Raw genomic sequence first — 24,623 nt, forward strand, 5'->3', positions numbered from 1 at the left:
GATGTTCACTCAAGTGCCACAGCCGCTGGTTTATGCCGAAGCCTTGCTGGCGCAATTCGCCAGCCTGTCGCGGGCGGCGGACGGCGCTGCGCTGCTGGGTGACTTCGTGCGCGGGTTGGCCGAGCTCAGCGGCTGCGAGTTGACGCAGTTGTACCTGCTGGACGCGACCCACACGTGCCTGGGGATGAACGCCGAGTGCCTCAACGGCATCCTGCAACCCCGGGAAGCGGCGAGTCTGCCGGCGGATTACAACGGTGAACAACTGCTGCAGTTCGCCCTGTGCCAGAACCGCGTGGTGAGCCTCAGCGAACTGAGCGGCAGCCTGCACGAAACCAGTTTTCTGCCGCCCCAGGCCACGCCTTGGCAGTCGCTGCTGTGCGTGCCAATGGTCAATCAGCAGAAGGCCGTCGAAGGCTTGCTGCTGTGCGCCAGTCGCCGGCACATCGACCTGCAAGGCTTCGCCGACTCCCTCGCACAGCTGGGTTCGTTCGTGCTCGGTCAACTGCATTTGCTGCAGCGTTTACGCCAGCCGACCGGGGAGTCTCGACCGGTGAAGGCCAGTGTTCCGAGCGCCAGTGGTTACGGCCTGATCGGCAAGAGCAAGGCCATGCGCGAGACCTACTCGCTGATCAGCAAAGTCCTGCACAGCCCGTATACCGTGCTGCTGCGCGGCGAGACCGGCACCGGCAAGGAAGTGGTCGCACGGGCGATTCACGACTGCGGCCCGCGCCGTTCCCAGGCGTTTATCGTGCAGAACTGCGCGGCATTCCCGGAGAACCTGCTGGAAAGCGAGCTGTTCGGCTACCGCAAAGGCGCCTTCACCGGCGCTGACCGCGACCGTGCCGGCCTGTTCGATGCGGCCAACGGCGGCACTTTGTTGCTCGATGAAATCGGCGATATGCCGTTGTCGCTGCAAGCAAAATTGTTGCGCGTGTTGCAGGAAGGCGAGATCCGCCCGCTGGGTTCCAACGACACCCACAAGATCGACGTGCGCATCATCGCCGCGACGCACCGGGATTTGTCGGTGCTGGTCAGCGAAGGCAAGTTCCGCGAGGACTTGTACTACCGCCTCGCGCAATTCCCGATCGAGTTGCCGGCCTTGCGTCAGCGCGAAGGCGACATCCTCGATCTGGCCCGGCATTTCGCCGACAAGGCGTGCTCGTTTTTGCAGCGCGATGCAGTGCGTTGGTCCGATGCGGCGCTGGATCACCTGTCCGGTTACGCCTTTCCCGGCAACGTGCGCGAACTCAAAGGCCTGGTCGAGCGTGCGGTTCTGCTGTGCGAGGGCGGCGAGTTGCTGGCCGAGCATTTCTCCCTGCGCATGGAAGCCATGCCGGAAGACAACAGCCTCAACTTGCGCGAACGCCTGGAGCAGGTCGAGCGCAGTCTGCTGCTCGATTGCCTGCGCAAAAACGACGGCAACCAGACCCTCGCCGCCCGCGAACTCGGGCTGCCGCGCCGCACGCTGCTGTACCGCCTCGGCCGCTTGAATATCAACCTGGGCGACTTCGATGGGTAGGCAAATGACCGTCGATTTCACCTCAACCGCTTTTAACAGCGCCGCCCAAACGGGTCGGCGCTTTGTGCTTTGTCTATCCCTGGAGACCCTCTGATGCCTGTTCGTCACTGGCAAGCCGTCCTGCTGACCCTCGTCGTTCTATGCGGCCTCGGCGGCTGTAGCGGCAATTACAAATACAACGACAACACCTATCGCCCATTGGGTGATCCGCAGGCGGTCAATCGCGGCAAGTGACCGCAAGGAGTATCACCATGGAACTGGTTTTCGAAATGCTCAACACCAAGCAGTTCGTGCCCACGGATTTGTGCCAGAAGACCTTCAAGCAGGCCGGTGGCGTGATCGGCCGGGGCGAGGATTGCGACTGGATCATTCCCGACCGCAAGCGTCACCTGTCCAACCACCACGCGTTGATCAGCTACCGCGAAGGCACGTTTTTCCTGACCGATACCAGCAGCAACGGTATTTCGGACAGCGAAAGCGGCGCACGCCTGCGCAAGGGCGAAGCGATGCGCATCGAACACGGCAGCGTCTACGTGCTGGGTGATTTCGAGATCCGTGCACGGCTGGTGCGCGACCCGGCGACCTTCGACGTGGAAGTCGGCCGTCCGCAAGCGGCGGGCAGCATCATTCCAGACGACGCGTTCCTCGATCTCGACCCGCTGAACGCCCTCGATCAGCAAGAGCGCGTGTATTCGGAAATCGACGAACTGATCTCGCCAAACAACGCTCCACAGGACACCCGTCAGCGCGCCGACTATGCGCGCATCGACATGGAAAGCCTGCTGGTCCCGGAGCTGATCAACGCCCCGGCTGAGCCAGCCCCCGCGCCGCCGCCGAAACCGGTTGAGCGTCAGAGCGAAGGTTTCTGGGAGCACTTCGGCGCGGCGCTGGGCGTGGACCTCAAAGGCCTCGACCACGATGCTCGCGAAGCCCTGGCGCTGAACGCTGCCCGTTTGCTCAAGCAAAGCGTCGGTGGTTTGCAGCAGAGCCTGCGCACCCGCAGCGAACTGAAAAACGAACTGCGCCTGGCCCAGACCACCGTGCAAGGCACGCAAAAGAACCCGTTGAAATTCGCCGTCGATGCCGGTGAAGCGCTGGGCATCTTGTTGCAGCCGAACAAGCCGGGGCAGTTGCCGGCCGAGCAAGCGATCTCCCGGGCGTTCCGCGATTTGCAGGCGCATCAGGTGGCTTTGCTGACCGCCAGCCGCGCCGCCGTTCGCGGCACGCTGGAACACTTCTCGCCGCAGCAATTGACCTTGCGTTTCGAGCGCGACAACAAGCCGTTGCTGGCCACCTCCGGCAGCCGCTGGAGAGCCTACGGCCGTTATCACCAGGCCCTGCGTCAGGACGATGACTGGAGCGAACGCCTGCTGGCCCGCGATTTCGCCCAGGCCTACGAAGAACAGATCCGCCTGATTTCCACCCTTCATACCGACCACCAAGGATGATGCGCATGTCTCGCTGCTCGACCGCTTTTTTCAAGACGCTGACGGCGTTCGCGGCCCTGGTGCTGCTGGCCGGCTGTTCGTCGCTGTCGCCGTACTCCCACGTCACCAAGCTCAACCTCAAGCTCACCGCCAGCGATCAGTTGAACCCGGACCTCAACGGGCGTCCGTCGCCGATCGTCGTGCGTCTGTTCGAACTCAAGCACCCGGTGACCTTCGAGAACGCCGACTTCTTCAGCCTGTACGAGCGCGCCAAGGAATCCCTGGCCCCGGACCTGGTGGCCAGCGAAGAAATCGAACTGCGCCCGGGTGAAACCGTGGAAATGAAACTCAGCGTGGAGGAGGGCAGTCGCTACGTCGGCATCCTCGCCGCCTACCGTGACCTGCCGGAAACCAAATGGCGCTACACGGTTCAAGTCACCCCGGTGGAAGTCACTGACGCTGATTTGACCCTCGACCAGGCCGGCATCCGCAACAGCAACGAAAAGCTCGCCAAGGCGGATGACTGATCATGAATTCCCATAAAGTCATTTGGCAGGAAGGCATGCTGCTGCGTCCGCAGCACTTCCAGCATAACGACCGCTATTACGAACACCAGATGAAGACCCGTACCCAGTTGCTGGGCAGCTACACCTGGGGCTTCCTCAATCTGGAAATCGATTTGCAGTTCCTCAACATGGGCAAACTGGTGATCAGCCAGGCCTCGGGGATTCTGCCGGACGGCAGCCTGTTCGAACTCGGCGGCAACACCGAGCCGCTGGCGCTGGACGTGCCGCCGAACACCGGTAACACGCCGATTTACCTGGCGCTGCCACTGGTCACCGGCAACCACATCGAAGCCCGTCGCCCGGAGCAATCCGATGTGCTGGCGCGCTACACCGCGTATGAAACCGAAGTCGCCGACTCCAATGCCGGCGACGATTCCGCCAGCCAGGTCAGCTGCGGTCGCCCGGACTTCAAACTGTTGCTCGGCGAACAGCAAAGCGATCAGGCTTACGTGAAGCTCAAGGTCTGCGAAGTGCTCGACACCACGCCCGACGGCGTGATCAGCCTCGACCCGGACTTTGTGCCGACCTACATTCAGGCGCATGCCTCCAGCTACCTGCTGTCGTGCCTGAAAGAAGTGATCAGCATGCTCGGTCACCGGGGCGACACCATTGCCGAACGGATTCGTTCCAACGGCAAGGTCGGTGGCGCCGAAGTCGGCGACTTCATGATGCTGCAACTGATCAACCGCACCGAACTGCTGCTGCGTCACTACCTCGGTCTGGAACAGGTTCACCCGGAAGAGTTGTACCGCACGCTGTTGACCATGCTGGGTGATCTGGCGACGTTCTCCAGCGACACCAAACGCCCGCGCCTGGACAGCCGTTACCAGCACAGCGACCAGGGCGCGAGCTTTCGCAAACTGATGGAAGCGATTCGTCAGGTGCTGTCGATGGTGCTCGAACAGCACGCCATCGAACTGGTCCTGCAAGCGCGCCAGTACGGGATCATCGTTTCGCCGTTGCACGACCACAAACTGCTGGGTTCGGCCTCGTTCGTGCTCGCCGCCAGTGCCAACTGCGACTCCGAAGAACTGCGCCACCGCTTGCCGGCGCACCTCAAGGTCGGCCCGGTGGAACGCATCCGCCAACTGGTCAACCTGCACCTGCCGGGCATCAAGGTCAAACCGTTGCCGGTGGCCCCGCGGCAGATCGCGTTCCACTCCAACAAAACCTATTTCATTCTCGAACTCAGTTCCGAAGACCTGGCACAACTGGAGCGCTCCGGCGGCTTCGCGTTCCATGTGTCGGGCGAATTTGCCGAGCTTGAACTGAAATTCTGGGCCATCAGGAACTGACCGACATGATCAAGGACATGGAACATAACCAGGACGACAAAACCGTCCTGCTCGACCGCCAGGGCCACGGCCCGGCGCAGGGTCCGCTGACAGATTTCGCCGCACCGCCGCGTTTCGAACAGCTCGAAGAACGGATGATCTACGCCGCGCGCCTGCGCCCGGCCGAAGCGTTCAACATCAGCCTCAATTCGCTGGTGGCTGCGGCCTCCGACCTGTTGTCGGAAGTGGTACGGCTCAAGCACAGCGATACCCGCGAAGACATGTACGCGCTCAACGAGCGACTGACTTCCGGGCTGAAACTGTTTGAAGTACGCGCCCTGCACAACGGCGCCGAAAGCAGCCAGGTGATGGCCGCGCGTTACGTGCTCTGCACCGTGGTCGACGAAGCTGTCGTGACCACGCCGTGGGGCAACGAAAGCGAGTGGTCGCAGATGAGCCTGCTCAGCAGCTTCCACAACGAAACCTTCGGCGGCGAGAAGTTTTTCCAGCTGCTGGATCGTCTGTCGAAAAACCCGGTCAAGCACCTGCCTATGCTGGAGCTGATGTACCTGTGCCTGTCCCTCGGTTTCGAAGGCAAGTACCGCGTGCAAGCGCGCGGCATGCTCGAACTCGAAGGCATCCGCGACGCCTTGTATCGCCAGATTCGTCAACTGCGTGGTGACGTGCCGCGCGAGCTTTCGCCGCATTGGGAAGGCTTGAACGATCAGCGCCGCAGCCTGGTGCGCATCGTGCCGGCGTGGATGGTGGTGCTGTTCACCGTGGTCTGCCTGGTGGTGATGTATTCGGGTTTCGCCTGGGTGTTGGGCGAACAACGCGAAACCGTTCTGCAACCTTTTCAGCAGCTAGATCCGGCCGCGGTCCAGCCGCAGTCGCAGCCGTAAACAGGGACGTGTGATGAAAAAGTTTTTCAAGAAAGTCGGCGCATTCCTGCGCAAGACCTGGGTCTGGACCTTGCTGGTGGTGCTGTTTCTGGCACTGCTGGTGTGGTTCGTCGGGCCGCTGCTGGCCGTCGATGACTACAAGTTCTGGGAAGGTTCGACCTCCCGCCTGCTGACCATCAGTGTGCTGTTTCTGATCTGGGGCCTGACCATGGTCTTCGTCAGCTGGCGCGCTGGCGTGCGCAAGAAAGCTATCGAAGACACCGAAGACGGCCAGGACCGTATCCGCCGTGAAGAGCTGATCGACGAGGAGCAGAAAGAGCTTCGCGTGCGCTTCAAGGATGCGTTGAAAACCCTGAAGACTTCGAGCCTCTATCGCGGTCGCAGTGAGCGCTGGCGCAGTGACCTGCCGTGGTACTTGCTGATCGGCCCACAGGGCAGCGGCAAGACCAGTTTGCTGGACTTCTCGGGCCTTGAGTTTCCGATCAACAAGATCGACCGCAAACTGACCCGCGACACCCTCGGCACCCGGCATTGCGACTGGTATTTCGCCGATCACGGGGTGCTGATCGACACCGCCGGGCGCTACCTGACCCAGCCGGACTCCGAAGTCGATGGCAGTGCCTGGAGCACGTTGCTCGACCTGCTGCGCAAGCGTCGCCGCAACCGTCCGTTGAACGGCGTGCTGGTGACCATCCCGGTGGAAATGCTGCTGGGCAACACCGAACAGGATCTGGACACGTTGGCGCGCCAGGTGCGTGCCCGTTTGCAGGACGTGCATCAGAAACTGCACGTCGATGTGCCGGTTTACCTGGTGTTGAGCAAGGCTGACAAGCTGCTCGGTTTCGACGAGTTCTTCGATCAGCTGACCCGCGAAGAAAGCGATCAGGTGCTCGGCACCAGTTTCCGCAAAGAGCAGAGCGGCACCGACGTCGCCGTCCTGCGCGCCGAGTTCGAAGAGCTGCTGCGTCGCCTGAACAGCCAGGTGATCATGCGCATGCACCAGGAGCGCGACACACAGCGCCGTGGCCGCATCCTCGACTTCCCGCATCAACTGGGGCAGATCGGCGAGCGCCTGTGCCTGTTCGTCGACATGGCATTCACCGGCAACCGCTACCAGCGTGTCAGCCAGTTGCGCGGTTTCTACCTGACCAGCGCACCGCACCTGACCCAGGAAATGGACCAGACCACCGCCGGCATCGGCGCCAGCCTGGGCATGAGCGCCGGCGTGCTGCCGACCCTGCGCAGCGGCCGCTCGCGATTCATTCACCATTTGCTCAGCCGCGTGATTTTCCCCGAGGCCGATCTGGCCGGTCTGGACAAGCGCGAACGCAGCCGCATCCATTGGGGCCAACGTGCCCTGTACGTGGGTGCGCTGGCGGCACTGGCGCTGTTCGGCATGTTGTGGGCGGGCGGTTTCTCCGCCAACTACGAGCGTCTGGAAAACCTGCGCAACCTGGCGACCAACTGGACTCAACAACGTTCGGCCCTGACCGCGCGTGATGACTCCATGGCGGTGCTCAAACCCCTCGACAGCAGCTACGCGGCGACTCAGGTTTTCCCGAACAAGGGTGACGTGTCGTATCACGAGCGCGGTGGTTTGTATCAGGGCGAAGAGGTCAATCCGGTGGTCAAGGACGCCTACGAGCGAGAGCTTGAAGCGCAACTGCTGCCGAAGGTCGCAACGCTGCTGGAAGGGCAGATCCGCGCCAACATGAATGACCGCGAACGCCTGCTCAACAGCCTGCGTGCGTACCTGATGCTGAACATGAAGGATCGCCGCGACGGTCCGTGGCTCAAGGATTGGGTTGCCACCGAGTGGTCCCAGCGTTACGCCGGCAACACCGCGGTGCAGAACGGTTTGAACACGCACTTCGAACGCTTGTTGAAGCAGCCGTTTATCTACCCGCTGAACGATCAACTGGTGGCCCAAGCGCGCCAGGTGCTGCGCAGCGAGTCGCTGGCCAACGTGGTTTACCGGATGCTGCGCGAGCAGGCCCGTAACCTGCCGGAATACCGTTTGAGCCAACACATCGGTCCACAGGCCTCGCTGTTTGTCGGTACCGATTACGCGATTCCGGGCTTCTACACCCAACAGGGTTACCAGCAGTATTTCTCGGTCCAGGGCAGTGCGCTGGTCAGCGATATCCTGCGCGACAACTGGGTGCTGGGCGAAGGCTCGGGCATCAGCGGCATGGACTTGCGTCGCTTGATGGTTGAACTCGAGCAACTGTACTTCCGCGACTACGCCAACTTCTGGAGTGAAGCGGTCGGCCAGGTGGCCTTGCCACCGATCAACGACGCGGGCGAGGGCGCCGAGCAACTGGCGGGCCTGACCTCGGCCAATTCTCCAGTGCTGCAACTGCTGGTGGAAGTGCGCGAGAACACCCGTTTCCCGGCAGAGGCCGAACCGGCTGATCAAGCGGCTGATGCCGCTGAAGCGCTGGCAGGTCAGAAAGGCAAGTTGGGCAAGCTGGGCAAACTGGCGTCTGCCGCCGCGGGCCAAGCCTCGGAAATGGCGGCGATCAAAAACCTGCCGGACACCGCGAAGAAATCCCTGCAACGTCGCTTCGAACCGCTGCACCGTCTGCTGGACGACAATAACGGCCCGGCCGCTGATTTGACCCCGGCACTCACGGCGCTCAACGAACTGCAACTGCAACTGGCGAGCCTGGCGCGTGCCAGTTCGCCGGATCAGGCCGCGTTCGAAATGGCCAAGACCCGCATGAGCGGCCAGCGCGATGCGCTGAGCAACTTGCGCAATGCCTCCAATCGTCTGCCGCGTCCGGTCAGCGTCTGGTTCAACGTGTTGGCCGAAGACACCTGGCGTCTGGTGCTCAACGATTCCTACCAGTACCTGAACCAGCGCTATCAGAGCGAGCTGTACAGCTTCTACGGCAAGGCGATCAACAAGCGTTATCCGTTCAGCGCCCACAGCACCAGCGACGTTGCGATCAGCGACTTCCGCGAGTTCTTCAAGGCGCAGGGCATCAACGATCGCTTCTTCGAGACCTACATGCGTCCGTTCGTCAGTGGCGATCCAGGCAACTACCGCCTGCGTAGCATTGACGGTCACAGCATGCCGATCTCCAAGGTCTACCTCGACCAGATGGCCGCGGCCCAAGTGATTCGCCAGAGCTTCTTCTCGGCCAACCCGGCCGAGCCGCAAGTGCAGTTCAAACTGGAGCCGTACACCCTCGACCCTGCTGTCAGCCGCTCCGAGTTCAAGTTTGGCGACAAGACCATCGAATACCGCCACGGCCCGATCGTGCCGGTCTCGTTCAAATGGCCGACCGACGCTGAAGACGGTCGCACCAGCCTGGTCCTCGACAAAATGGCCGGCCGCCCGATCGGCATCGAGAAGAACACCGGCCCTTGGTCGCTGTTCCGCTTGTTCGACCTGATGCAGACCGAGTACCTGAACGGTCGCGACGTGATGGTGCTCAAGGCCGACGTGGGCGGCCTGCGCGCCAACTACTTGCTGTCGAGCCAACGCACGCCGAACCCGTTCGACATGGGCGTGCTGCGTACCTTCCGTATGCCGGTGCAGCTCTGATGCTGGTTGCCAGTCCCTGGCGCAGCGCTGCGCGTACCGATGCCGGCAAGGTTCGGGCGCGCAACGAAGATGCTTTTCTCGACTGTCCACAGCAGGGGCTGTGGGTGGTCGCGGACGGCATGGGCGGTCATCAGGGGGGCGATATCGCCAGCCAGTTGATCGTCGCCAGCCTGGCGGAATTGCCAGCGCAGGACGGCTTCGACGAACGACTCAAAGGCATTCGCCAGTGCCTGCACTGGCTCAACCGCCGCTTGGGCCAGGAGTTGACCGTCACTGCCGGGCGCAACGACAGCATCATGGGCAGCACCGTGGTGGCGCTGCTGGTGGAAGGCAGTCGCGCGGCCTGTATCTGGGCCGGCGACAGCCGTTGCTACCTGTGGCGCGGCCAGCGTTTGTATCAGCTGTCCAAGGACCATTCGCTGCAACAGCAACTCATGGACGAGCAACAGATGAGCCTCGAAGACGCCCGTGCGCATCCTTCCGCCCATGCACTGACCCGTGCGGTCGGCGCGGCTGATGTGTTGACGCTGGACGTGCTTGAACTCCAGGTTTATCCCGGCGATACGTTCCTGTTGTGCAGCGACGGTTTGTACCAAGGGCTCAGCAGCGATGCCCTGGGCAACGCCCTGAGCCTGACCGCGCCGCATGTTGCGCTGGAGCGTCTGTTCGACGGCGCTTTGCGTGGCTCGGCACGGGACAACCTGACTGCCGTGGTGATCCGCCAATGACTGAACTCATGCCACCGCTCGACGACCTGCTGGTGAGCGAAGAGCAGGACAGTAACCTGACTTACTTTGCGTTCGCCAAGCCTCTGAACGGAAAGCCGCACAAGGCAGAACCCGCGCTGGCGCCAACCAAGGCCAGCATCGGTGAAATGCCCGACGTGCTTGCAGGCCGTTACCGCATCGAGCGCCTGCTCGGTGCTGGTGGCATGGGTGCGGTTTACCGCGCACGGGACTTGCTGAGCGAACAGTTCGGCGATCCCGACCCTTACATCGCGCTGAAAATCCTCAGCGAAGAATTTGCCGAATCGCCGGATGCCAGCGCCTTGCTCTACAGCGAGTTCGCCCTGATCCGGCGCCTGCGCCACGACAACGTGCTGCGCTTGCACAGCTTTGAAGTGGACACCGATTGCCAGCGCGCCTTCATCACCATGGAACTCATGCGTGGGCTGACCCTGGACAAACTGCTCTGCGAGCGGCCCTTGGGCCTGCCGTGGAAAGAACTGCGCGACATCGCGCTGCCGCTGCTCGACGCGCTGGCCTACGCCCACGCTCGCGGTGTGCTGCACGGTGACATGAAACCGAGCAACGTGATGCTCAGCGAAGAAGGCGTGCGCCTGTTCGACTTTGGCCTGGGCCAGGCCGAAGAGGGCATCCTGCCCGGCCTGCCACACCTGAGTCGCGACCGCTTCAACGCCTGGACCCCGGGCTACGCCGCCCCGGAACTGCTTGAAGGCCAACCGCTGTCGGCCAGTGCTGATGTGTATGGCGTGGCCTGCGTGCTCTACGAACTGGCGGGCGGCAAACACCCCTTCCGCCGCATGTCGTCGGTCGAGGCCCGCGACGGTCAACTCGACCGCGAGCTGCACGCACCGCGCAATCTTCCGAAACACTGCTGGCCAGCCCTGCGAACGGCGCTGGCTTTCGATGCGGCCAAGCGCACCATCACCGCCGCTCAATTGCGTGACGCCATGGGCGCCACTTCGTCTTTGCTGCAACGCCTTCGACTGCGGGCGTAACGGATGACTACCGAACAGGGAGCAAGCAATGTTCAACTCAGCTAACGAAACGCATTTCAGCCTCACAGTCGAAGACTATGCTGGCGACCTGCAAGTGCTGTCGTTCACCGGCACCGAAGGCATCAGCCAGCCGTATCGCTTCGACCTGGAACTGGTCAGCGAAAACCCCGACCTGGACCTGGAAAAGCTCCTGCACAAGCAAGCGTTCCTCGCATTCGACCCGAAAGGTTCCGGCATCCACGGCCAGATCTACCGCGTCGCCCAAGGCGATGCTGGCAAGCGCCTGACCCGCTACAAAATCTCCCTGGTGCCGCGGCTGCAATACCTGCATCACCGCACTAACCAGCGCATCTATCAGCAGATGTCCGCGCCGAAAATCATCGCACTGATCCTCGATGAGCACGGGATCAAGGGCAACGCCTACAAATTCCAGTTGAGTCAGCCCTGCCCGGACCGCGACTACTGCGTGCAATACGACGAAACCGACCTGCACTTCGTCCAGCGCCTGTGCGAAGAGGAAGGCATTCACTACCACTTCCAGCACAGTTCCCAAGGTCATCTTTTGGTATTCGGCGACGACCAGACCGTGTTCCCGAAACTCGGCCAGCCAACGGCTTATGTGCAAGGCAGCGGGATGGTCGCCGACGAGCCAGTGATCAAAGGCTTCAAACTGCGCCTGGAAACCCGCACCGGCCGCGTCACCCGCCGCGACTACGACTTCGAAAAACCACGCCTGCAACTTGAAGCCGCCTACAAGCCCGACGGCGAAAGCACCGAACCGGATCTGGAAGATTACGATTACCCCGGCCGCTTCCTCGACCGCGCGCGCGGCAAATTCCTCAGCCAACGTGCCCTCGAACGCCACCGCGCCGACTACCAGCAAGCCGAAGGCCGTGGCGACCAGACCACCCTCGTCAGCGGCCACTTCCTGGAAATGTCCGACCACCCGCGCACCGAGTGGAACGACCTCTGGCTGCTCACCGAAATCGTCCACGAAGGCAAACAACCGCAAGTCCTCGAAGAGTCCGTGACCAGCGACACCACCGACAACAAAGACGACTTCCACCAGGGCTACCGCAACCGCTTCCTCGCCACCCCGTGGAACGTGTTCTACCGCCCGGCGCTGCAACACCCCAAACCCCGTGTCCTCGGCAGCCAGACCGCCATGGTCACCGGCCCCAAGGGCGAAGAAATCCACTGCGACCAGTACGGCCGCATCAAAGTGCAATTCCACTGGGACCGCGAAGGGCTGGCGGATGACAAAACCAGCTGCTGGATGCGCGTCTCTTCGAGTTGGGCCGGGGATCGCTATGGCGCCATTGTCATTCCGCGCATTGGGATGGAAGTGCTCGTCACCTTCCTCGAAGGCGACCCCGATCAGCCACTGGTGACCGGTTGCCTGTACCACAAGGAAAACCAGGTTCCCTACGAACTGCCGGCCAATAAAACCCGCACCGTCTTCAAAACCCTCAGCTCACCGGGGGGCGGCGGGTTCAACGAACTGCGCATTGAAGACAAGAAAGGCGCGGAGCAGATCTTCATTTATGCCCAGCGGGATTGGGATGAAAACATCGAGCATGATCAGAAGATTCGAGTAGGTAACGAACGCCACGACACAGTGGTCAAGAACACCTACACCGAACTGAAAGCCGAAGAACACCGCACCACCATCGCCGACCGCAAGACTGAAACGCGGTCGGATGATCACCTGACGATTGGGCAGAACCAGCATGTGAAGCTGGGGACTGCGCAGCTGACCAGCGTTGGGAAAGAGATTCATCTGAAGGCTGGGGCGAAGATTGTTATTGAGGCTGGCAGCGAACTCACCATTTTGGGGGGCGGGAGCTTTATCAAGCTGGATGCCGGTGGGGTGACGGTTGTTGGGCCGGTGGTGAAGATCAATGCGGGTGGATCGGCGGGGAATGGGACGGGGATCGGGATCAAACCGCCGGTGCTGCCGGGGGCTGCGGATAAGGATAAGGCGGGGAGTTTGATGGATCAGGCGTTGGGGAATGCGCCGCAGGAAACACTCAAACCTACAGTCGATTACCCTTTCTCGCTATGAACGGAATAACAAGCGCCAACATGGACAAGGAATTTTCAAAATGATCATTAGCCCTCCCTTTATTCCTGCTCCAGTTGCGGGAGAAACCGACGAGGCATTTTTGGCGCGAGCCATGGTTGGCGGCGTTCCTGGTGATGGCGGTTATCCACTGAGTTTCGACCTCAACTGGCACGGTGGTATGCATCTGACTGCTCCAAAAGAAGGTCAGAGCGCATTGCCTGTGCGAGCGATTTCTGACGGAATATTGGCATACTTCCGTAAACCGACTCCTGAGAGTACAGACCCGAATCACCCGTTACGCTACCGTGATAAATGGACTGATGATGGGTGCGTTGTTATTAGACATGAGACGGAGATAGGTGAAGGTGCGAAAGCTAAAGTCGTTTTCTATTCTATTTATATGCATCTCTCGAAAATTAATTTGGTAGATCCACAAAAGGATAAGGCCGTTTATCGAAAAGATTCTATTGGCGATGCAGGAAGCATCTATGGTGAAAAAGGTAAAATTCACTTTGAAATAGTTACAGATGATAGCCAAATAGAAAATCTTGTGGGAAGGAAGGAGCGGGATCTAAAATTCCAAGCGAGTGAAGGGCGAAAGGATAGTTTTTGGGGCGATACATATTTTTTTGTTCCATCTGAAGTTCATATATACGAAAAGCCACCACAAAACATAGTATCGCCCCAGAACAACTTTCCAATTGTATACCGCTGTCCTGCCATGCCTGCGGGGCCCGCTCCAATTGAAGAGGCTGGATCGCAGGCTTCACCTACAACTGATTCGAATTTAGTTCAAGGTTATGAGTGGGCTCTAGCGTCAGAATTGCAGAACGGTATCTTTGTACGTATGAGCTATGCTAACGGGGAGTGTAAGCTCACCTCCTTTACGCTTTCAGGTTTCGAACTGGGAGCAATTAACGAGAAACCGGAATACGAATACAAGCTTTGCAAGATAGCAGAAGAAACCTTTCCACAGTCTCCTAGCGCAGGTCTTGAACTGTTGAGGTTTGGACGTGTGCTAGGGACAGATCGTCTTCAACCAGCTGACGCCGCACACTGGCGCCAAATAAAGTTTCCTGGGAAGGTAGGCGAAGATAGTAAGGCCGGTTGGGTTAACTTGAATGCCCCCACAATTACTAAATTCAGTGATGCGGATTTTCCCCATTGGCAAGGATGGCAGCTGATTGATGATGACAAAGATATGGATAGTCATTGTCAGTCTCCATTCATCAGAGAGTTTTTGAGTTTAGATGCCAGTAAGGTAGTTTCTGATAATACCGATGCTGTTGGTATAGCAACCTCGCCGGCTTACTCTGGTCTAACACAAGAACAACGAATGCAGTTGTCAGAGCGATATGTCTCAGAACGTACTGTGAGTAAGGCGAAACTAGAATCCCTGGAAGTCCAAAGTCGTATAAAGCGTCTGATTTGTAAATTCCCGAGCGAATGGTGTAAAAGTGATTTCGATACGCGATATGGCTGGCTGCTAAAAGTAGCTGAGAATGGGCCTATGCCTCAAGATGTTTATAATAAATTAAAAAGTCATCAGCAAGCATTAGGCTTTTGGGAGGAAGCTGCTCTTGAGGGGATAGAAAGTAAACATTGGCATTTTTCGCCTAAAGAATTTATTGCAATTTTTAGGAAGTGTGGTTGGCTCAAAGCTGAAGAAATGACACAGTGTTTCCCAAGAAGCTTGCTGCATCTGCGTGCAACTCAGTTCCACGCGACTACTACCACGTGGGCGTCTGCCTTCGATAAAGTAAAAAATTGGGCTCTGTCGTTTAATATCGCTACAAGAAGATATGGTATCTCTGCAAATAAACTGAGGATACTGCATTTCCTGGCACACGTTGTGCCAGAAACGGGGAATTTGAAATTTGTAAAGGAAATTAATGGTGAGGAAAAAAACTACAGCCCATATTACGGGCGGGGACTTATTCAGCTTACGCACTTAGATAATTATAAATTGTACGGTAAATTTAGACGCTTCTCAGGAACTGGCGTGCCACAAAAATATTCAGGGCTAGGATGGGATCCTGACGTGTTAATTGCTCTTGATAATAATGGGCATCATAATTATCAGAACTGTGCAGACAGTGCTTGTTTTTATGTCGCTAAAAGAAACAAAATGCTGAGCCATTTGGATGCAGGGGCTGAGCAGAGTAACGCTATTACGGCTAGTAAGGACGTTAATGGGTATGTAGATATTGAAAAATTGAACGGCCTTGACGCTCGACTTCAATCAGTCCTTTATCTAAAAACTATACTGACAGACTTCGTTAAAACATCTGATAGCCTGAGTCTCACGTTTGATTGGCGCAGAAATAGCGCGCAGGAGCCTGTTCTTGATAATAATGGAAACGTTGTCATGGTGGGTACTCCGCCGAAAGTTAAAAAGAAATTTTACCGTACTACACACACTATAGACGCTTCTCTTGAGCACCAAAAGCCATAAGGCGGAGTTCGAAATGAAAAAAATATTGCTCGCATTTGTATTCTTACTCCCAATGTCTGCACGCTGTGAAGTGGTGGCGGAGTCATTGTGCTTCAGTCTGCCTGATAAAAAATCTATTAATTTTGAGCTTCGTACGTATTTTGATCCTTTGACCAAGTGGGCTGGAGCATTCGTTAAATATGCAAAATCCAAAACACCTATTTCTTTGGTTCTGAAAGACCGTCAGTCTGAAGAAATAGATTCACAAACCCCAGAACAAACAACTACTACTTGGCTTGAGGTGTCTGAAGGGAAGATTACTGGGGAATATGAAATGATGAGCCAAGGTGGGAATGTGTTATCAATGACGTATACAAAAAATACAAATAGTAAAAAATTTACATTTGAGAACAATGTAAATGTTGAGTCTTCTTTGGAGGAAGGCTGCAAGTGGTAGTTTCTAAGTAGGCGATAAGGGGTGTTTGTGGGTGGGCTAATTCAATGGGTATGAAATGATAAGGCTGTTGCTGTTATGGATGGGATGGCTTCCGCTGACGGTCATAGCCGCGGACATTTGCGACAGCGAGACCGACAAAAAGTAAGAAAAAAGGGGACGGATTTATTTAAGGTAGGTTAGCTGTCGGTAAATACAGCTGCCACTTTTTTGCGGTCCTTTTTTTGTGCCGTCAGGGCCGTATTCATAAATAGGGAGGTATGTTGAAAAGACGTTTGTTGGCGGCCTTGTTGCTGGTTTCTTTGCCTGCGGCCGCAGAACCGGTGTTCCCGTCACTCAAGTCCTGTGGGCAGGCCGGTAGCGATTGCGCATTGGTGTTAGACGCTAACAACTATCTGGTGGATGCCAATTCCGGTGACAAGCTATCAGACACAGCAGAGTCGGTCGGGGCCATGAATTCCTTCGAACTGTATCGCGATGGTGATCGGTACATTTTGGAGAACGAAAATTTCTCCCAAGCGAAGTCTCGTCGATGGCTGATTTTTGACTATGACAATGGAAGAGTGGCGCTCGAGGGAGCCTATGTTTTCTCGATGGATATCAACCCGGGTATGGGGCCGTACTGGCACGGTTACGACTGCCGTGCCGATACCAAGCTGTTCGCCCGCCCTTCAGATGATTCGTTCAGTGATGCCGCTTTGCGTGCATTATGCGGTGATGCGGAAGGTATGGTTGTCTCGGGGCAGAGCTCCAGCGTGACTGCGCCCGCCAAAGGACTGACCGTCAGTGTCCCCGTTTACAAAGCTCGCATCCGCGCTGGTTCCGCGACTTATCTGTTTGCTGGAAGCGAGGAACCGGAGATCGCGACGTTGGCTTGTCTATCGAATTGTGTCTCCGGCACACAATGGCAAGAGCGCGTTGCAGTACAGCCTGCACTATTGACTGACGAGCAGAATGAAACGTTATGTTCTGCAGACGAAGACATTTATTTCAGCTGCCCGTTGACGGGAGGAAAGACGGTTTCCGTTTGTGCGTGGGGAAATAACAAACCCACTGCCGGCTCTGTTCAATACCGTTACGGTATGCCGGGAAAAATAGAAATGCTCTACCCGCAGAACAGAGCAGCTCCCAAGGATAAATTCTTCGTGGTCAATGCATCGGAAGGCAGTGTTAACCTGAATATTATCAAGTTCAAAAAGGGGCCTTATACCTACCTCGTTAACCAGGCCTTTGTGAGTTTTTTGACGGTGCTCAAGGGCGACAAGGTTATATTCCGGCAGTCCTGTGGCGCGGGTAGACATGCCTTTATTAGTCGGGCTGCGATGCAGGGGATGGAGTCGCGTCCTAAAAGTGCGGAAGATTTTCGCTAGTTTAGATGGCTTGTAAAAATAGTTGCAGAAAGGGGGACTCAGCGTCCCCTTTTTCTATTCGCGGCTCCCGCTACACCTTAGCCCGATGCTCCGCCGGATTCGGCGAATCAATGTGGTCCAGCGCTCGCTCCACCAACAACCGAACCCCATCCGCCAATCGGCTTAGCGCCAAGGCTAAGGAGCGTCGTGCGCCGTCAACATCATCCGCCAGGTTAACGGCGATGGCGCTGATGGACAGCAGCTCTTCCGAGGCGTTGGCCAGGAGGGCTTCGGTGTCTATGTTGGGGGAGACTGCGAAGAGGTTGCCTTTGCGAGGCTTGGGTTTATCGCTGGAGGGGGCGAAATGGTGGTCGAGGGCGCGTTCGGCTGCTTCGTGGAATTTCTTCGAATCGCTGGATTCGTATGGGGATGTGTCTTCGTGTTCTGGTGGATTGGGCGTTGGCTTGATCATTGGTATATCCGATATGTGTTTGGGATGTAGCTGCCTCCTCTTCGCTTGCATTCGAATAAGGGTGGCAGCCGTGCGCAGGTGTGCAAGACCGGGCATATCGGACCCCGGCAGACCCCAAAGGGACCTCCCACGCACAGCCGCCATAAAGCATTTACAACGAGCAGAAAGACGCTCGATGTTCGGTTTGGCGACCGTGCGGCGATATGTACCGGACTTGCACGTCCGTGTCACCGATTTTGCGGTAACGAACAAAGACTATCGGCGAAGCCCAGGGCTGCCTAGTTCACGAACAGCGCCGCGTGTTGCAGGAAACTTCCGATAGCGTCGAACGTAGAAACTTCAAAAGATCTTCGCTTTTAAACACAGGCGTTTCGTCAATGACTTGGTAGTCATCAGCGTCAAAAACTATGGCATCTTCCGCTATCACTGCACAACAGTGGCGTTCTCGCTTGAAGCCGCTACACTGCGCCGGCCGTTCACTTTTCTCTTGAGGCTGTGCGCATGAAATTTCGTTTTCTTCTGTGGATGCTGGGTTTGTTGATGGGTAAGGCCAGTCGGACTAATCCTGCGTTTCAGCAGCAGTTGGGTGACAAGGAATTGGTGTTCCAGCTACAGACCCTGGACGGGAAAGTGGCGCGGCATTTCTTTGTGAAGGATCGGCGTATTACCAGCAAGTCGGGCGTGTATGCCGAGCCGGCGTTTGCGATTGCGTTCAAGGATGCGTCGTATGGCTTTGCCACGATGCAGGCGAAGAACAAGCAGCTGGCGTTTATGACGGGGATTCAGGACAAGTCGATTCAGATCAAGGGGAATCCGGCGCTGGTGATCTGGTTTCAGGGATTGACCAAGTATTTGAAGCCGAGGAAGGCTAAGGCTAAGGCTTGAGTTTCGTGTGATGGGGTGACGCGGAGCGTCAAGGGATGCATTCCCACGCAGAGCGTGGGAACGATCTAAAGCTGAAAGACCGAGTTGGATTCATCGCGGGCAAGCCCGCTCCCACAGGGATTTAGGTGATCCTTGTGGGAGTGAGCTTGCTCGCGATGCGTTTAGGGCTGCGTGAATTGCGAAGCGAGTTCGCGCAGCAGCACTTCAGCCTCAAGCACTTTGCTGACGACATCGTTGGCTTTGTCGCGGCTCAGGCCGACGCGTTCCAGCAATGCGTCGGGGATGTCTTCATCCGGACCGGAGCCAATCCCGCGGCTACGCAACAAACGCACCGCCAGGCACACGAGGTTCGGGTACTCGGCGTAGTCGCCGTCGTAGCCCGGGTCGTGCTGGAAGCGCAGCGCGGTGGCCAGTTCTTCTGGCATGTCCCAATAGCGCATCAGCCAGGAGCCGATCTGTTCGCGGCTGATGCCGAGCAGGTGTTGCTCGACGTAGCTGTGGCACAGGTGCGGGTTGACTTCCAGGTGACGGCAGATCAGCGAGAAGTGCGGCGGGAAGACGTGGGCCAGCAGCAAGTAGCCGAAGTTGTGCAGCAGGCCGGCGAGGTAGGTCAGGCCTGCTTCCGGGCGCTGGGCGCGGGGCATGGCGCGGGTCAGGCCTTCGATGACGGCGGCGGTGTAGATCGATTGCTGCCAGTACGGCGTGGTTTGTTGCGGGTGGTCTTTGGGCAGGCTCAGGGTTTTACCCAGGGCCAGGCCCAGCGCGAGGTTGATCACCAGGTCGAAACCCAGCACGCGCACGATGGCGTCTTCTACTGAACGAATCTTGCCCGGCGAGGCGTAGTACGGCGACGCGGCCCAGCTGACGACCTGAGCGGCCAGCGCCGGGTCGGTTTCGACGACGCCGGTGATGTCGTCGATGGTGGCGTTGGGGTCGACGCGCAGTTTGATGATTTTCTGCGCGGTCTCGGCCAGCGGCGGAATTTCGATAGTGGCTTCCAGGCGTTGCTGGATGCGTCGCGCGGTGAACGCTTGGACGGCCTGGGTGATTTCCTCGCGGTCATCGTCGGGGCGGTCGAGGTTCGGGCGGATGCTGGTCAGGTTCTCGCCGAAGTTGGCGGCGCTGGCCTTGGTCAGCATGCTCTTGAAATCTTCGCTGGTGATTTCCAGCAGCACGCCTGGCTCGCCCGAGTTGATCAGCAACTTCGGTTCGCGCAGCAGGCATTCTTCGTACAGGCATGGCGAGCTGGTCAGCGCCGGCAGGCCGGGCAGCATGCTCAGGTTATGTTTGCCGAGCATTTTGACCAGGCGTTCGGTGGGCACGGCAGTGAGGCGTCGGCCCGTCAGTTCGGCGAGGCGATTGAGGTCCAGCAATTGGCTTTGTGGGAACAGCACCATCAAGGCGCCGACCGCATCGTCCACCAGCACCGCCTGCACTTTGCGCGAGGCGTTGAGGCCGTGGTGATCGAGGACTTCTTCGTAGGCAATGCCCATCTTGCCCAGCAGCAACCGAATAACAGACGGAGCGTGCAGGGGTTCCGGGGCGAGGGCAGCTTCAGTCATAGTCTGTATCCGTATTCAAACAATTGCAGGAGTATAACCAGCTTGTTTAAAAGCATCGTCTACAAACTGCGACGGTGCTCACACTTGGCCGTATTGCTGCCCATGACGCAGCCAGCGGTCGAGCAACGGGCTGACGTGATCCGGCCAGCGCTCCAGCAACGCCTGGGCGGCGTCGCGCACGGCGGGCAGTAAATCAGCATCGCGCATCAGGTCGGCGACCTTGAATTGCAGCAGGCCGGTCTGGCGCGTGCCGAGCATTTCGCCGGGGCCGCGCAGTTCGAGGTCTTTTTCGGCGATGACAAAACCGTCGTTTGTTTCGCGCATGATACCCAGGCGTTGACGACCGATCTGCGACAGCGGCGGATGGTAGAGCAGCACGCAATGGCTAGCGGCGCTGCCTCGACCGACACGGCCGCGCAACTGGTGCAATTGCGCAAGACCCAGACGCTCGGGGTTTTCAATGATCATCAGGCTGGCGTTCGGTACGTCGACGCCGACTTCGATCACCGTGGTGGCGACCAGCAGTTGCAGGTTGCCGGCCTTGAATTCAGCCATGACGGCGGCTTTTTCGGCGGGCTTCATGCGGCCGTGGATCAGGCCGACCTTCAACTCGCCGAGGGCGGCGGTGAGGTCTTCGTAAGTGGTTTCTGCCGCCTGGCAGGTCAGCTCTTCCGACTCTTCGATCAGCGTGCACACCCAATAGGCCTGGCGCCCTTCGGCACAGGCACCGCGCACGCGTTCGATGACTTCCACGCGCCGCGTGTCTGTGACCAGCACGGTGTTGACCGGGGTTCGGCCGGGTGGCAGTTCGTCGAGGATGGATGTGTCGAGGTCGGCGTAGGCGCTCATGGCCAGCGTCCGTGGGATCGGCGTGGCGGTCATGATCAATTGATGCGGACACATCCGCCCGCCGACGCCTTTCTGCCGTAACGCCAGACGCTGCTGCACGCCGAAGCGGTGTTGTTCGTCGATGATCGCCAGCGCGAGGTTTTTGAACTGCACTTCTTCCTGGAACAGCGCGTGCGTGCCGACCACCATCGGTGCGCCGTTGGCGATCTGTTCCAGCGCGGCCACGCGATTCTTGCCTTTGAGCTTGCCGGCCAGCCACGCGACTTCGATGCCCAGCGGTTCGAGCCAGCGCTTGAAGGTGATGAAGTGCTGTTCGGCGAGGATTTCGGTGGGCGCCATCAGCGCCACTTGGTAGCCCGCCTCGAGCGCCTGAAGCGCGGCGAGGGCGGCGACCACGGTTTTGCCCGCGCCAACGTCGCCCTGAATCAGGCGCAGCATCGGTTCGTGCTGGCTCAGGTCGTAGGCGATTTCGTTGCCGACTCGTTGTTGAGCGCCGGTTGGCGTAAAGCCCAAGTTGGCGAGGTATTGCGCCGGCAGCCTGGTGGCTTTCGGCATCGCTGGCGCGCGCAGGGAGCGCATGCTTTCGCGCAGGCGTTGCTGGGACAATTGATGGGTCAGCAGTTCTTCGAAGGCCAAACGGTGCTGCGCCCAGTGATGACCGAGGGCAAGTTCATCGACGTCGGCATCGGCGGGCGGGTGATGCAGGTAGCGGATCGCATCGGCCAGCGGCGCGAGTTGATAGTCGCGGGCCAGTTCTGTCGGTAACCAGTCGGGCAGGCTGGTGGGGCCGAGCAGCGTCAGGGTTTGCATGCACAACTGGCGCAAGCGTTGTTGGGTCAGGCCTTCGGTGAGCGGGTAGACCGGGGTCAGGGTTTCATCCACCGGCGGCGGCTCGTCGCCGGTGATGGCGCGGTATTCCGGGTGGTAGATTTCCAGCCCTGACGCGCCGGGCCGTGCTTCGCCGTAGCAGCGAATCCGCGTGCCGCGCTTGAGGCCTTCTTTCTGGGCGTTGCTGAAATGGTAGAAGCGCAGGCTGAGCCCGCCGGTGCCGTCCTGCAGCCGAACAACCAGGCTGCGGCGTCGGCCCATGACCACGTCGGCGCCGCTGACGGTGCCTTCGATCACGGCGTCTTGCCCCGGTCGCAAATGGCCGATCGGGACGACACGCGTGCGGTCCTGATAGCGCAGGGGCAGGTGGAACAGCACATCCTGGAGATTCTCCAGGCCGACCTTGGCCAGTTTCTCGGCCATGGCCTCGCCGACGCCCTTGAGTGCCGTTACCGACACTTGCGACAACTCAGTCATCGCGACTTACGCCGCAACCACCGGCGCGGACGGCTTGGCCACCGAGCACAGGCGAATGGAGTCAGCGAGGATTTCAATCGCCTTCGGCCGCGGGAAGCTCGCGCGCCAGGCGATGGCCACGGTGCGGAACGGCACTGGCGGCGACAGTGGGCGCACTTCAATCACGCCGGGGGCGTAGTGATGGCTGTCCACTGCCGACAGCGGCAGGATCGAAATGCCGAGGCCGGACGCAACCATGTGGCGGATGGTTTCCAGGGAGCTGGATTCCACCGTGGTGTGCTTGGCGCCGTCGTTGCCTTTGGCCAGGGTCGGGCAGGCTTCGAGCACTTGATCGCGGAAGCAGTGGCCTTCGCCGAGCAGCAGCAGGCTCTTGTCGTTGAGCAGGGCAGCGTCGATGGACTCTTTTTGCGTCCACGGGTGCTGGGCCGGCATCAGGACGTAGAACGGCTCGTCGTAGAGCTGCAGGGTCAGGACGTCGGCTTCGTTGAACGGCAGGGCGATGATGATCGCGTCCAGCTCGCCGTTGCGCAGTTTGTCGCGCAGCACGTGGGTGAAGTTTTCTTCGATGTACAACGGCATCTGCGGGGCGACCCGGTGCAGTTGCGGAATCAGGTGCGGGAACAGGTACGGGCCGACGGTGTAGATCGCGCCGACTTTCAGCGGGGCGGTCAGCTGGTTCTTGCCGGCCTGGGCCAGTTCGCGGATGCCTTGGGCTTGTTCCAGGACTTTCTGCGCCTGGGCCACGATGCCTTCGCCGACCGGGGTCAGGCGCACGGCACTCTTGCTGCGCTCGAAAATCAGCACACCGAGTTCGTCTTCAAGCTTTTTCACGCCCACCGACAGGGTCGGTTGACTGACGTGGCAACGCTCGGCCGCATGGCCAAAGTGCTGCTCTTGGGCGAGGGTAACGATGTAGCGTAATTCTGTGAGGGTCATAGCAAGCGTCCATGAAGTTGCGGGCCAAGCATACCGGCTGCAATCGATAGACGCACGTTATCAGACTGGGTGTGGTGAGTGACACTGGGTAATGTCGGTTTGCCGCTGGCAGGTACGAAAAAGGCACCTTTCGGTGCCTTTATTGGCGTTCGCTTTAACGTCGACGTTTTTCCAGCGAATAAACAAACGGCGCAACGATTTCGATGGGGCCGTTTTTCAGCATGTCGGCCGGGGGCTTGGGCAGCGGCTGGGCGCGTCTGATCATTTCCAGGGTGGCCCGGTCCAGATCGGCATTGCCCGAAAGGCCCACCAGTTCGAATGACAACACATTACCTTCACCATCCACCACGAAGCGCAGACGGTTCACACCTTCCTTGCCCCGCGACTGTGCGCTGGATGGATACTTTTTGTACTTGCCCAAATGCGCAAGCAAAGTACCTTCCCAGCTGGCTTTGGCGGCCTGTTGCGCTGGCGATGGTCCCGGTGCCGGTTGGGCGGATTTCTCCGCTGGTGCTTGAGTCGGTTGCGCGTCGCTAGGCTTCTCCTCGGACGGTTTCTCCTTCGGCGGCTCCGGATTTTTCTCCACAGGCTTGGGCGGTTGCGGCTTGGGCTTTGGTTTGACCGGTTTCGGCACGGCGATCTCGGCCTTCGGCACTTCAGCCAGTTTCGGGATCGGCAGTTCTTCCACCGGGGCCGGTGGCTGTGGCGGCGTTATGACCTTCGGTGGTGCCGGCGGTGGCGGGGCGGGCACCGGTGCCAGCTCGACCATCATTGCCTGCGGAGGCAGCTCGACGGGTGGGCGCGCAGTCCAGTTCATCGCCAGCGCAATGGCCAGCGCATGAACGCCCAGCACCACGGCCAGGCTCGCGCTATAACGCGTCAGCTTATGGCGCGTCGTGATCATTTCTTGACTGCCGTCTCGAGTCCGACCAAGCCCACCTTCAGGTAACCGGCGGAGCGCAGGTTGTCCATCACGCTCATGAGGTCGCCATAATCCACGCCCTTATCGGCCTGGAAGAAGATCGTCGTGTCTTTCTTGCCTTTGGTCCTGGCGTCGAGGGTGGCGCCGAGTGCTTCGGCCTTCACTTCCTCTTCGCCGAGGTACAGACGCTGGTCAGCCTTGACGCTGAGGAACACCGGTTTCTCTGGCCGCGGCGCCGGTTTGGCGCTGGAAGCCGGCAGGTCGACCTTGATGTCCACGGTGGCCAATGGCGCCGCCACCATGAAGATGATCAGCAGCACCAGCATCACGTCGATAAATGGCGTGACGTTGATTTCGTGATTCTCGGCCAGATCGTCGTCTGCGCCTTCTTTCAAATGCAAGCCCATG

Annotated in this window: 20 protein-coding genes; 14 read left to right on the forward strand and 6 right to left on the reverse strand. The window is 58.9% G+C overall.

The window, feature by feature from the left end; genetic code table 11:
- The first annotated feature begins 1 nt into the window (after position 1).
- The 13 genes from BLQ41_RS05410 (at position 2) to BLQ41_RS05470 (ending at position 17,305) form a co-directional block, all read left to right on the forward strand.
- Positions 2-1,519 (forward strand): sigma-54 interaction domain-containing protein, encoded by a 1,518-nt coding sequence (locus BLQ41_RS05410; RefSeq protein WP_090177932.1) that lies wholly within the window; start codon positions 2-4, stop codon positions 1,517-1,519.
- Between the two features lie 93 nt (positions 1,520-1,612).
- On the forward strand, positions 1,613-1,753 hold the full coding sequence (locus BLQ41_RS05415; RefSeq protein ID WP_007894589.1) for a hypothetical protein: 141 nt from the start codon (positions 1,613-1,615) through the stop codon (positions 1,751-1,753).
- A 17-nt stretch (positions 1,754-1,770) separates the two neighbouring features.
- Complete coding sequence (gene tagH / locus BLQ41_RS05420) at positions 1,771-2,967, forward strand: type VI secretion system-associated FHA domain protein TagH (protein ID WP_090177936.1); 1,197 nt, start codon at positions 1,771-1,773, stop codon at positions 2,965-2,967.
- A 5-nt stretch (positions 2,968-2,972) separates the two neighbouring features.
- Positions 2,973-3,473 carry a type VI secretion system lipoprotein TssJ gene (gene tssJ, locus BLQ41_RS05425; protein ID WP_090177940.1) on the forward strand — a complete coding sequence of 167 codons (501 nt, stop codon included), beginning with the start codon at positions 2,973-2,975 and terminating at the stop codon, positions 3,471-3,473.
- Positions 3,474-3,475: 2 nt separating this feature from the next.
- Positions 3,476-4,807, forward strand: coding sequence for a type VI secretion system baseplate subunit TssK (tssK, locus tag BLQ41_RS05430; RefSeq protein WP_090177943.1), 1,332 nt, complete (start codon positions 3,476-3,478; stop codon positions 4,805-4,807).
- A gap of 5 nt (positions 4,808-4,812) precedes the next feature.
- Positions 4,813-5,688, forward strand: coding sequence for a type IVB secretion system protein IcmH/DotU (icmH, locus tag BLQ41_RS05435; RefSeq protein WP_090177946.1), 876 nt, complete (start codon positions 4,813-4,815; stop codon positions 5,686-5,688).
- A 13-nt stretch (positions 5,689-5,701) separates the two neighbouring features.
- Complete coding sequence (gene tssM, locus BLQ41_RS05440) at positions 5,702-9,241, forward strand: type VI secretion system membrane subunit TssM (RefSeq protein WP_090177949.1); 3,540 nt, start codon at positions 5,702-5,704, stop codon at positions 9,239-9,241.
- Positions 9,241-9,969 carry a PP2C family protein-serine/threonine phosphatase gene (locus tag BLQ41_RS05445; protein WP_090177952.1) on the forward strand — a complete coding sequence of 243 codons (729 nt, stop codon included), beginning with the start codon at positions 9,241-9,243 and terminating at the stop codon, positions 9,967-9,969. Before tssM ends, BLQ41_RS05445 begins: the two co-directional genes overlap by 1 nt.
- Positions 9,966-10,982, forward strand: coding sequence for a serine/threonine-protein kinase (locus BLQ41_RS05450; protein WP_167360469.1), 1,017 nt, complete (start codon positions 9,966-9,968; stop codon positions 10,980-10,982). The genes BLQ41_RS05445 and BLQ41_RS05450 overlap by 4 nt, the downstream gene beginning before the upstream one ends.
- 28 nt (positions 10,983-11,010) lie before the next feature.
- Positions 11,011-13,047 (forward strand): type VI secretion system Vgr family protein, encoded by a 2,037-nt coding sequence (locus tag BLQ41_RS05455; RefSeq protein WP_090177955.1) that lies wholly within the window; start codon positions 11,011-11,013, stop codon positions 13,045-13,047.
- Between the two features lie 40 nt (positions 13,048-13,087).
- Positions 13,088-15,502, forward strand: coding sequence for a M23 family metallopeptidase (locus tag BLQ41_RS05460; protein WP_090177957.1), 2,415 nt, complete (start codon positions 13,088-13,090; stop codon positions 15,500-15,502).
- 13 nt (positions 15,503-15,515) lie between these two features.
- Positions 15,516-15,938 carry a hypothetical protein gene (locus BLQ41_RS05465; RefSeq protein WP_090177960.1) on the forward strand — a complete coding sequence of 141 codons (423 nt, stop codon included), beginning with the start codon at positions 15,516-15,518 and terminating at the stop codon, positions 15,936-15,938.
- A 257-nt stretch (positions 15,939-16,195) separates the two neighbouring features.
- Entirely contained in the window at positions 16,196-17,305 is a 1,110-nt protein-coding gene (locus BLQ41_RS05470) for a hypothetical protein (protein ID WP_231997088.1), read from the forward strand.
- 70 nt (positions 17,306-17,375) lie between these two features.
- On the opposite strand, the gene BLQ41_RS05475 is transcribed toward BLQ41_RS05470, so the two are convergent.
- Positions 17,376-17,756 carry a DUF6124 family protein gene (locus tag BLQ41_RS05475; protein WP_090177964.1) on the reverse strand — a complete coding sequence of 127 codons (381 nt, stop codon included), beginning with the start codon at positions 17,754-17,756 and terminating at the stop codon, positions 17,376-17,378.
- Between the two features lie 501 nt (positions 17,757-18,257).
- Here BLQ41_RS05475 and BLQ41_RS05480 point away from each other — a divergent pair.
- Complete coding sequence (locus BLQ41_RS05480) at positions 18,258-18,641, forward strand: helicase (RefSeq protein ID WP_090177967.1); 384 nt, start codon at positions 18,258-18,260, stop codon at positions 18,639-18,641.
- A 161-nt stretch (positions 18,642-18,802) separates the two neighbouring features.
- Here the strand turns inward: BLQ41_RS05480 and BLQ41_RS05485 are convergent, their stop codons facing one another.
- The 5 genes from BLQ41_RS05485 to exbD all read right to left on the reverse strand — a co-directional run bounded on the left by BLQ41_RS05485 (position 18,803) and on the right by exbD (position 24,622).
- Positions 18,803-20,203, reverse strand: coding sequence for an aminoacyl-tRNA deacylase and HDOD domain-containing protein (locus tag BLQ41_RS05485; protein ID WP_090177969.1), 1,401 nt, complete (start codon positions 20,201-20,203; stop codon positions 18,803-18,805).
- Between the two features lie 78 nt (positions 20,204-20,281).
- Positions 20,282-22,357 carry an ATP-dependent DNA helicase RecG gene (gene recG / locus BLQ41_RS05490; RefSeq protein ID WP_090177972.1) on the reverse strand — a complete coding sequence of 692 codons (2,076 nt, stop codon included), beginning with the start codon at positions 22,355-22,357 and terminating at the stop codon, positions 20,282-20,284.
- Positions 22,358-22,363: 6 nt separating this feature from the next.
- The gene (locus BLQ41_RS05495) at positions 22,364-23,293 is read right to left on the reverse strand and encodes a hydrogen peroxide-inducible genes activator (RefSeq protein WP_090177974.1); all 930 of its coding nucleotides are present in this window, start codon (positions 23,291-23,293) and stop codon (positions 22,364-22,366) included.
- Between the two features lie 154 nt (positions 23,294-23,447).
- On the reverse strand, positions 23,448-24,197 hold the full coding sequence (locus BLQ41_RS05500) for a TonB family protein (RefSeq protein ID WP_090177977.1): 750 nt from the start codon (positions 24,195-24,197) through the stop codon (positions 23,448-23,450).
- On the reverse strand, positions 24,194-24,622 hold the full coding sequence (gene exbD / locus BLQ41_RS05505; protein ID WP_090177980.1) for a TonB system transport protein ExbD: 429 nt from the start codon (positions 24,620-24,622) through the stop codon (positions 24,194-24,196). The genes BLQ41_RS05500 and exbD overlap by 4 nt, the downstream gene beginning before the upstream one ends.
- Position 24,623: the final 1 nt, after the last annotated feature.

Source organism: Pseudomonas arsenicoxydans (assembly GCF_900103875.1).
Classification (GTDB): domain Bacteria; phylum Pseudomonadota; class Gammaproteobacteria; order Pseudomonadales; family Pseudomonadaceae; genus Aquipseudomonas; species Aquipseudomonas arsenicoxydans.

Coding starts and splice junctions, on each gene's coding strand:
- tssM (WP_090177949.1), top strand. CDS start 5,702: ATGAAAAAGTTTTTCAAGAAAGTCGGCGCATTCCTGCGCAAGACCTGG.
- tssJ (WP_090177940.1), top strand. CDS start 2,973: ATGTCTCGCTGCTCGACCGCTTTTTTCAAGACGCTGACGGCGTTCGCG.
- recG (WP_090177972.1), bottom strand. CDS start 22,357: ATGACTGAGTTGTCGCAAGTGTCGGTAACGGCACTCAAGGGCGTCGGC.
- BLQ41_RS05465 (WP_090177960.1), top strand. CDS start 15,516: ATGAAAAAAATATTGCTCGCATTTGTATTCTTACTCCCAATGTCTGCA.
- BLQ41_RS05460 (WP_090177957.1), top strand. CDS start 13,088: ATGATCATTAGCCCTCCCTTTATTCCTGCTCCAGTTGCGGGAGAAACC.
- BLQ41_RS05455 (WP_090177955.1), top strand. CDS start 11,011: ATGTTCAACTCAGCTAACGAAACGCATTTCAGCCTCACAGTCGAAGAC.
- tssK (WP_090177943.1), top strand. CDS start 3,476: ATGAATTCCCATAAAGTCATTTGGCAGGAAGGCATGCTGCTGCGTCCG.
- tagH (WP_090177936.1), top strand. CDS start 1,771: ATGGAACTGGTTTTCGAAATGCTCAACACCAAGCAGTTCGTGCCCACG.
- BLQ41_RS05445 (WP_090177952.1), top strand. CDS start 9,241: ATGCTGGTTGCCAGTCCCTGGCGCAGCGCTGCGCGTACCGATGCCGGC.
- BLQ41_RS05500 (WP_090177977.1), bottom strand. CDS start 24,197: ATGATCACGACGCGCCATAAGCTGACGCGTTATAGCGCGAGCCTGGCC.
- BLQ41_RS05485 (WP_090177969.1), bottom strand. CDS start 20,203: ATGACTGAAGCTGCCCTCGCCCCGGAACCCCTGCACGCTCCGTCTGTT.
- BLQ41_RS05480 (WP_090177967.1), top strand. CDS start 18,258: ATGAAATTTCGTTTTCTTCTGTGGATGCTGGGTTTGTTGATGGGTAAG.
- icmH (WP_090177946.1), top strand. CDS start 4,813: ATGATCAAGGACATGGAACATAACCAGGACGACAAAACCGTCCTGCTC.
- BLQ41_RS05450 (WP_167360469.1), top strand. CDS start 9,966: ATGACTGAACTCATGCCACCGCTCGACGACCTGCTGGTGAGCGAAGAG.
- BLQ41_RS05495 (WP_090177974.1), bottom strand. CDS start 23,293: ATGACCCTCACAGAATTACGCTACATCGTTACCCTCGCCCAAGAGCAG.
- exbD (WP_090177980.1), bottom strand. CDS start 24,622: ATGGGCTTGCATTTGAAAGAAGGCGCAGACGACGATCTGGCCGAGAAT.
- BLQ41_RS05410 (WP_090177932.1), top strand. CDS start 2: ATGTTCACTCAAGTGCCACAGCCGCTGGTTTATGCCGAAGCCTTGCTG.
- BLQ41_RS05415 (WP_007894589.1), top strand. CDS start 1,613: ATGCCTGTTCGTCACTGGCAAGCCGTCCTGCTGACCCTCGTCGTTCTA.
- BLQ41_RS05470 (WP_231997088.1), top strand. CDS start 16,196: ATGTTGAAAAGACGTTTGTTGGCGGCCTTGTTGCTGGTTTCTTTGCCT.
- BLQ41_RS05475 (WP_090177964.1), bottom strand. CDS start 17,756: ATGATCAAGCCAACGCCCAATCCACCAGAACACGAAGACACATCCCCA.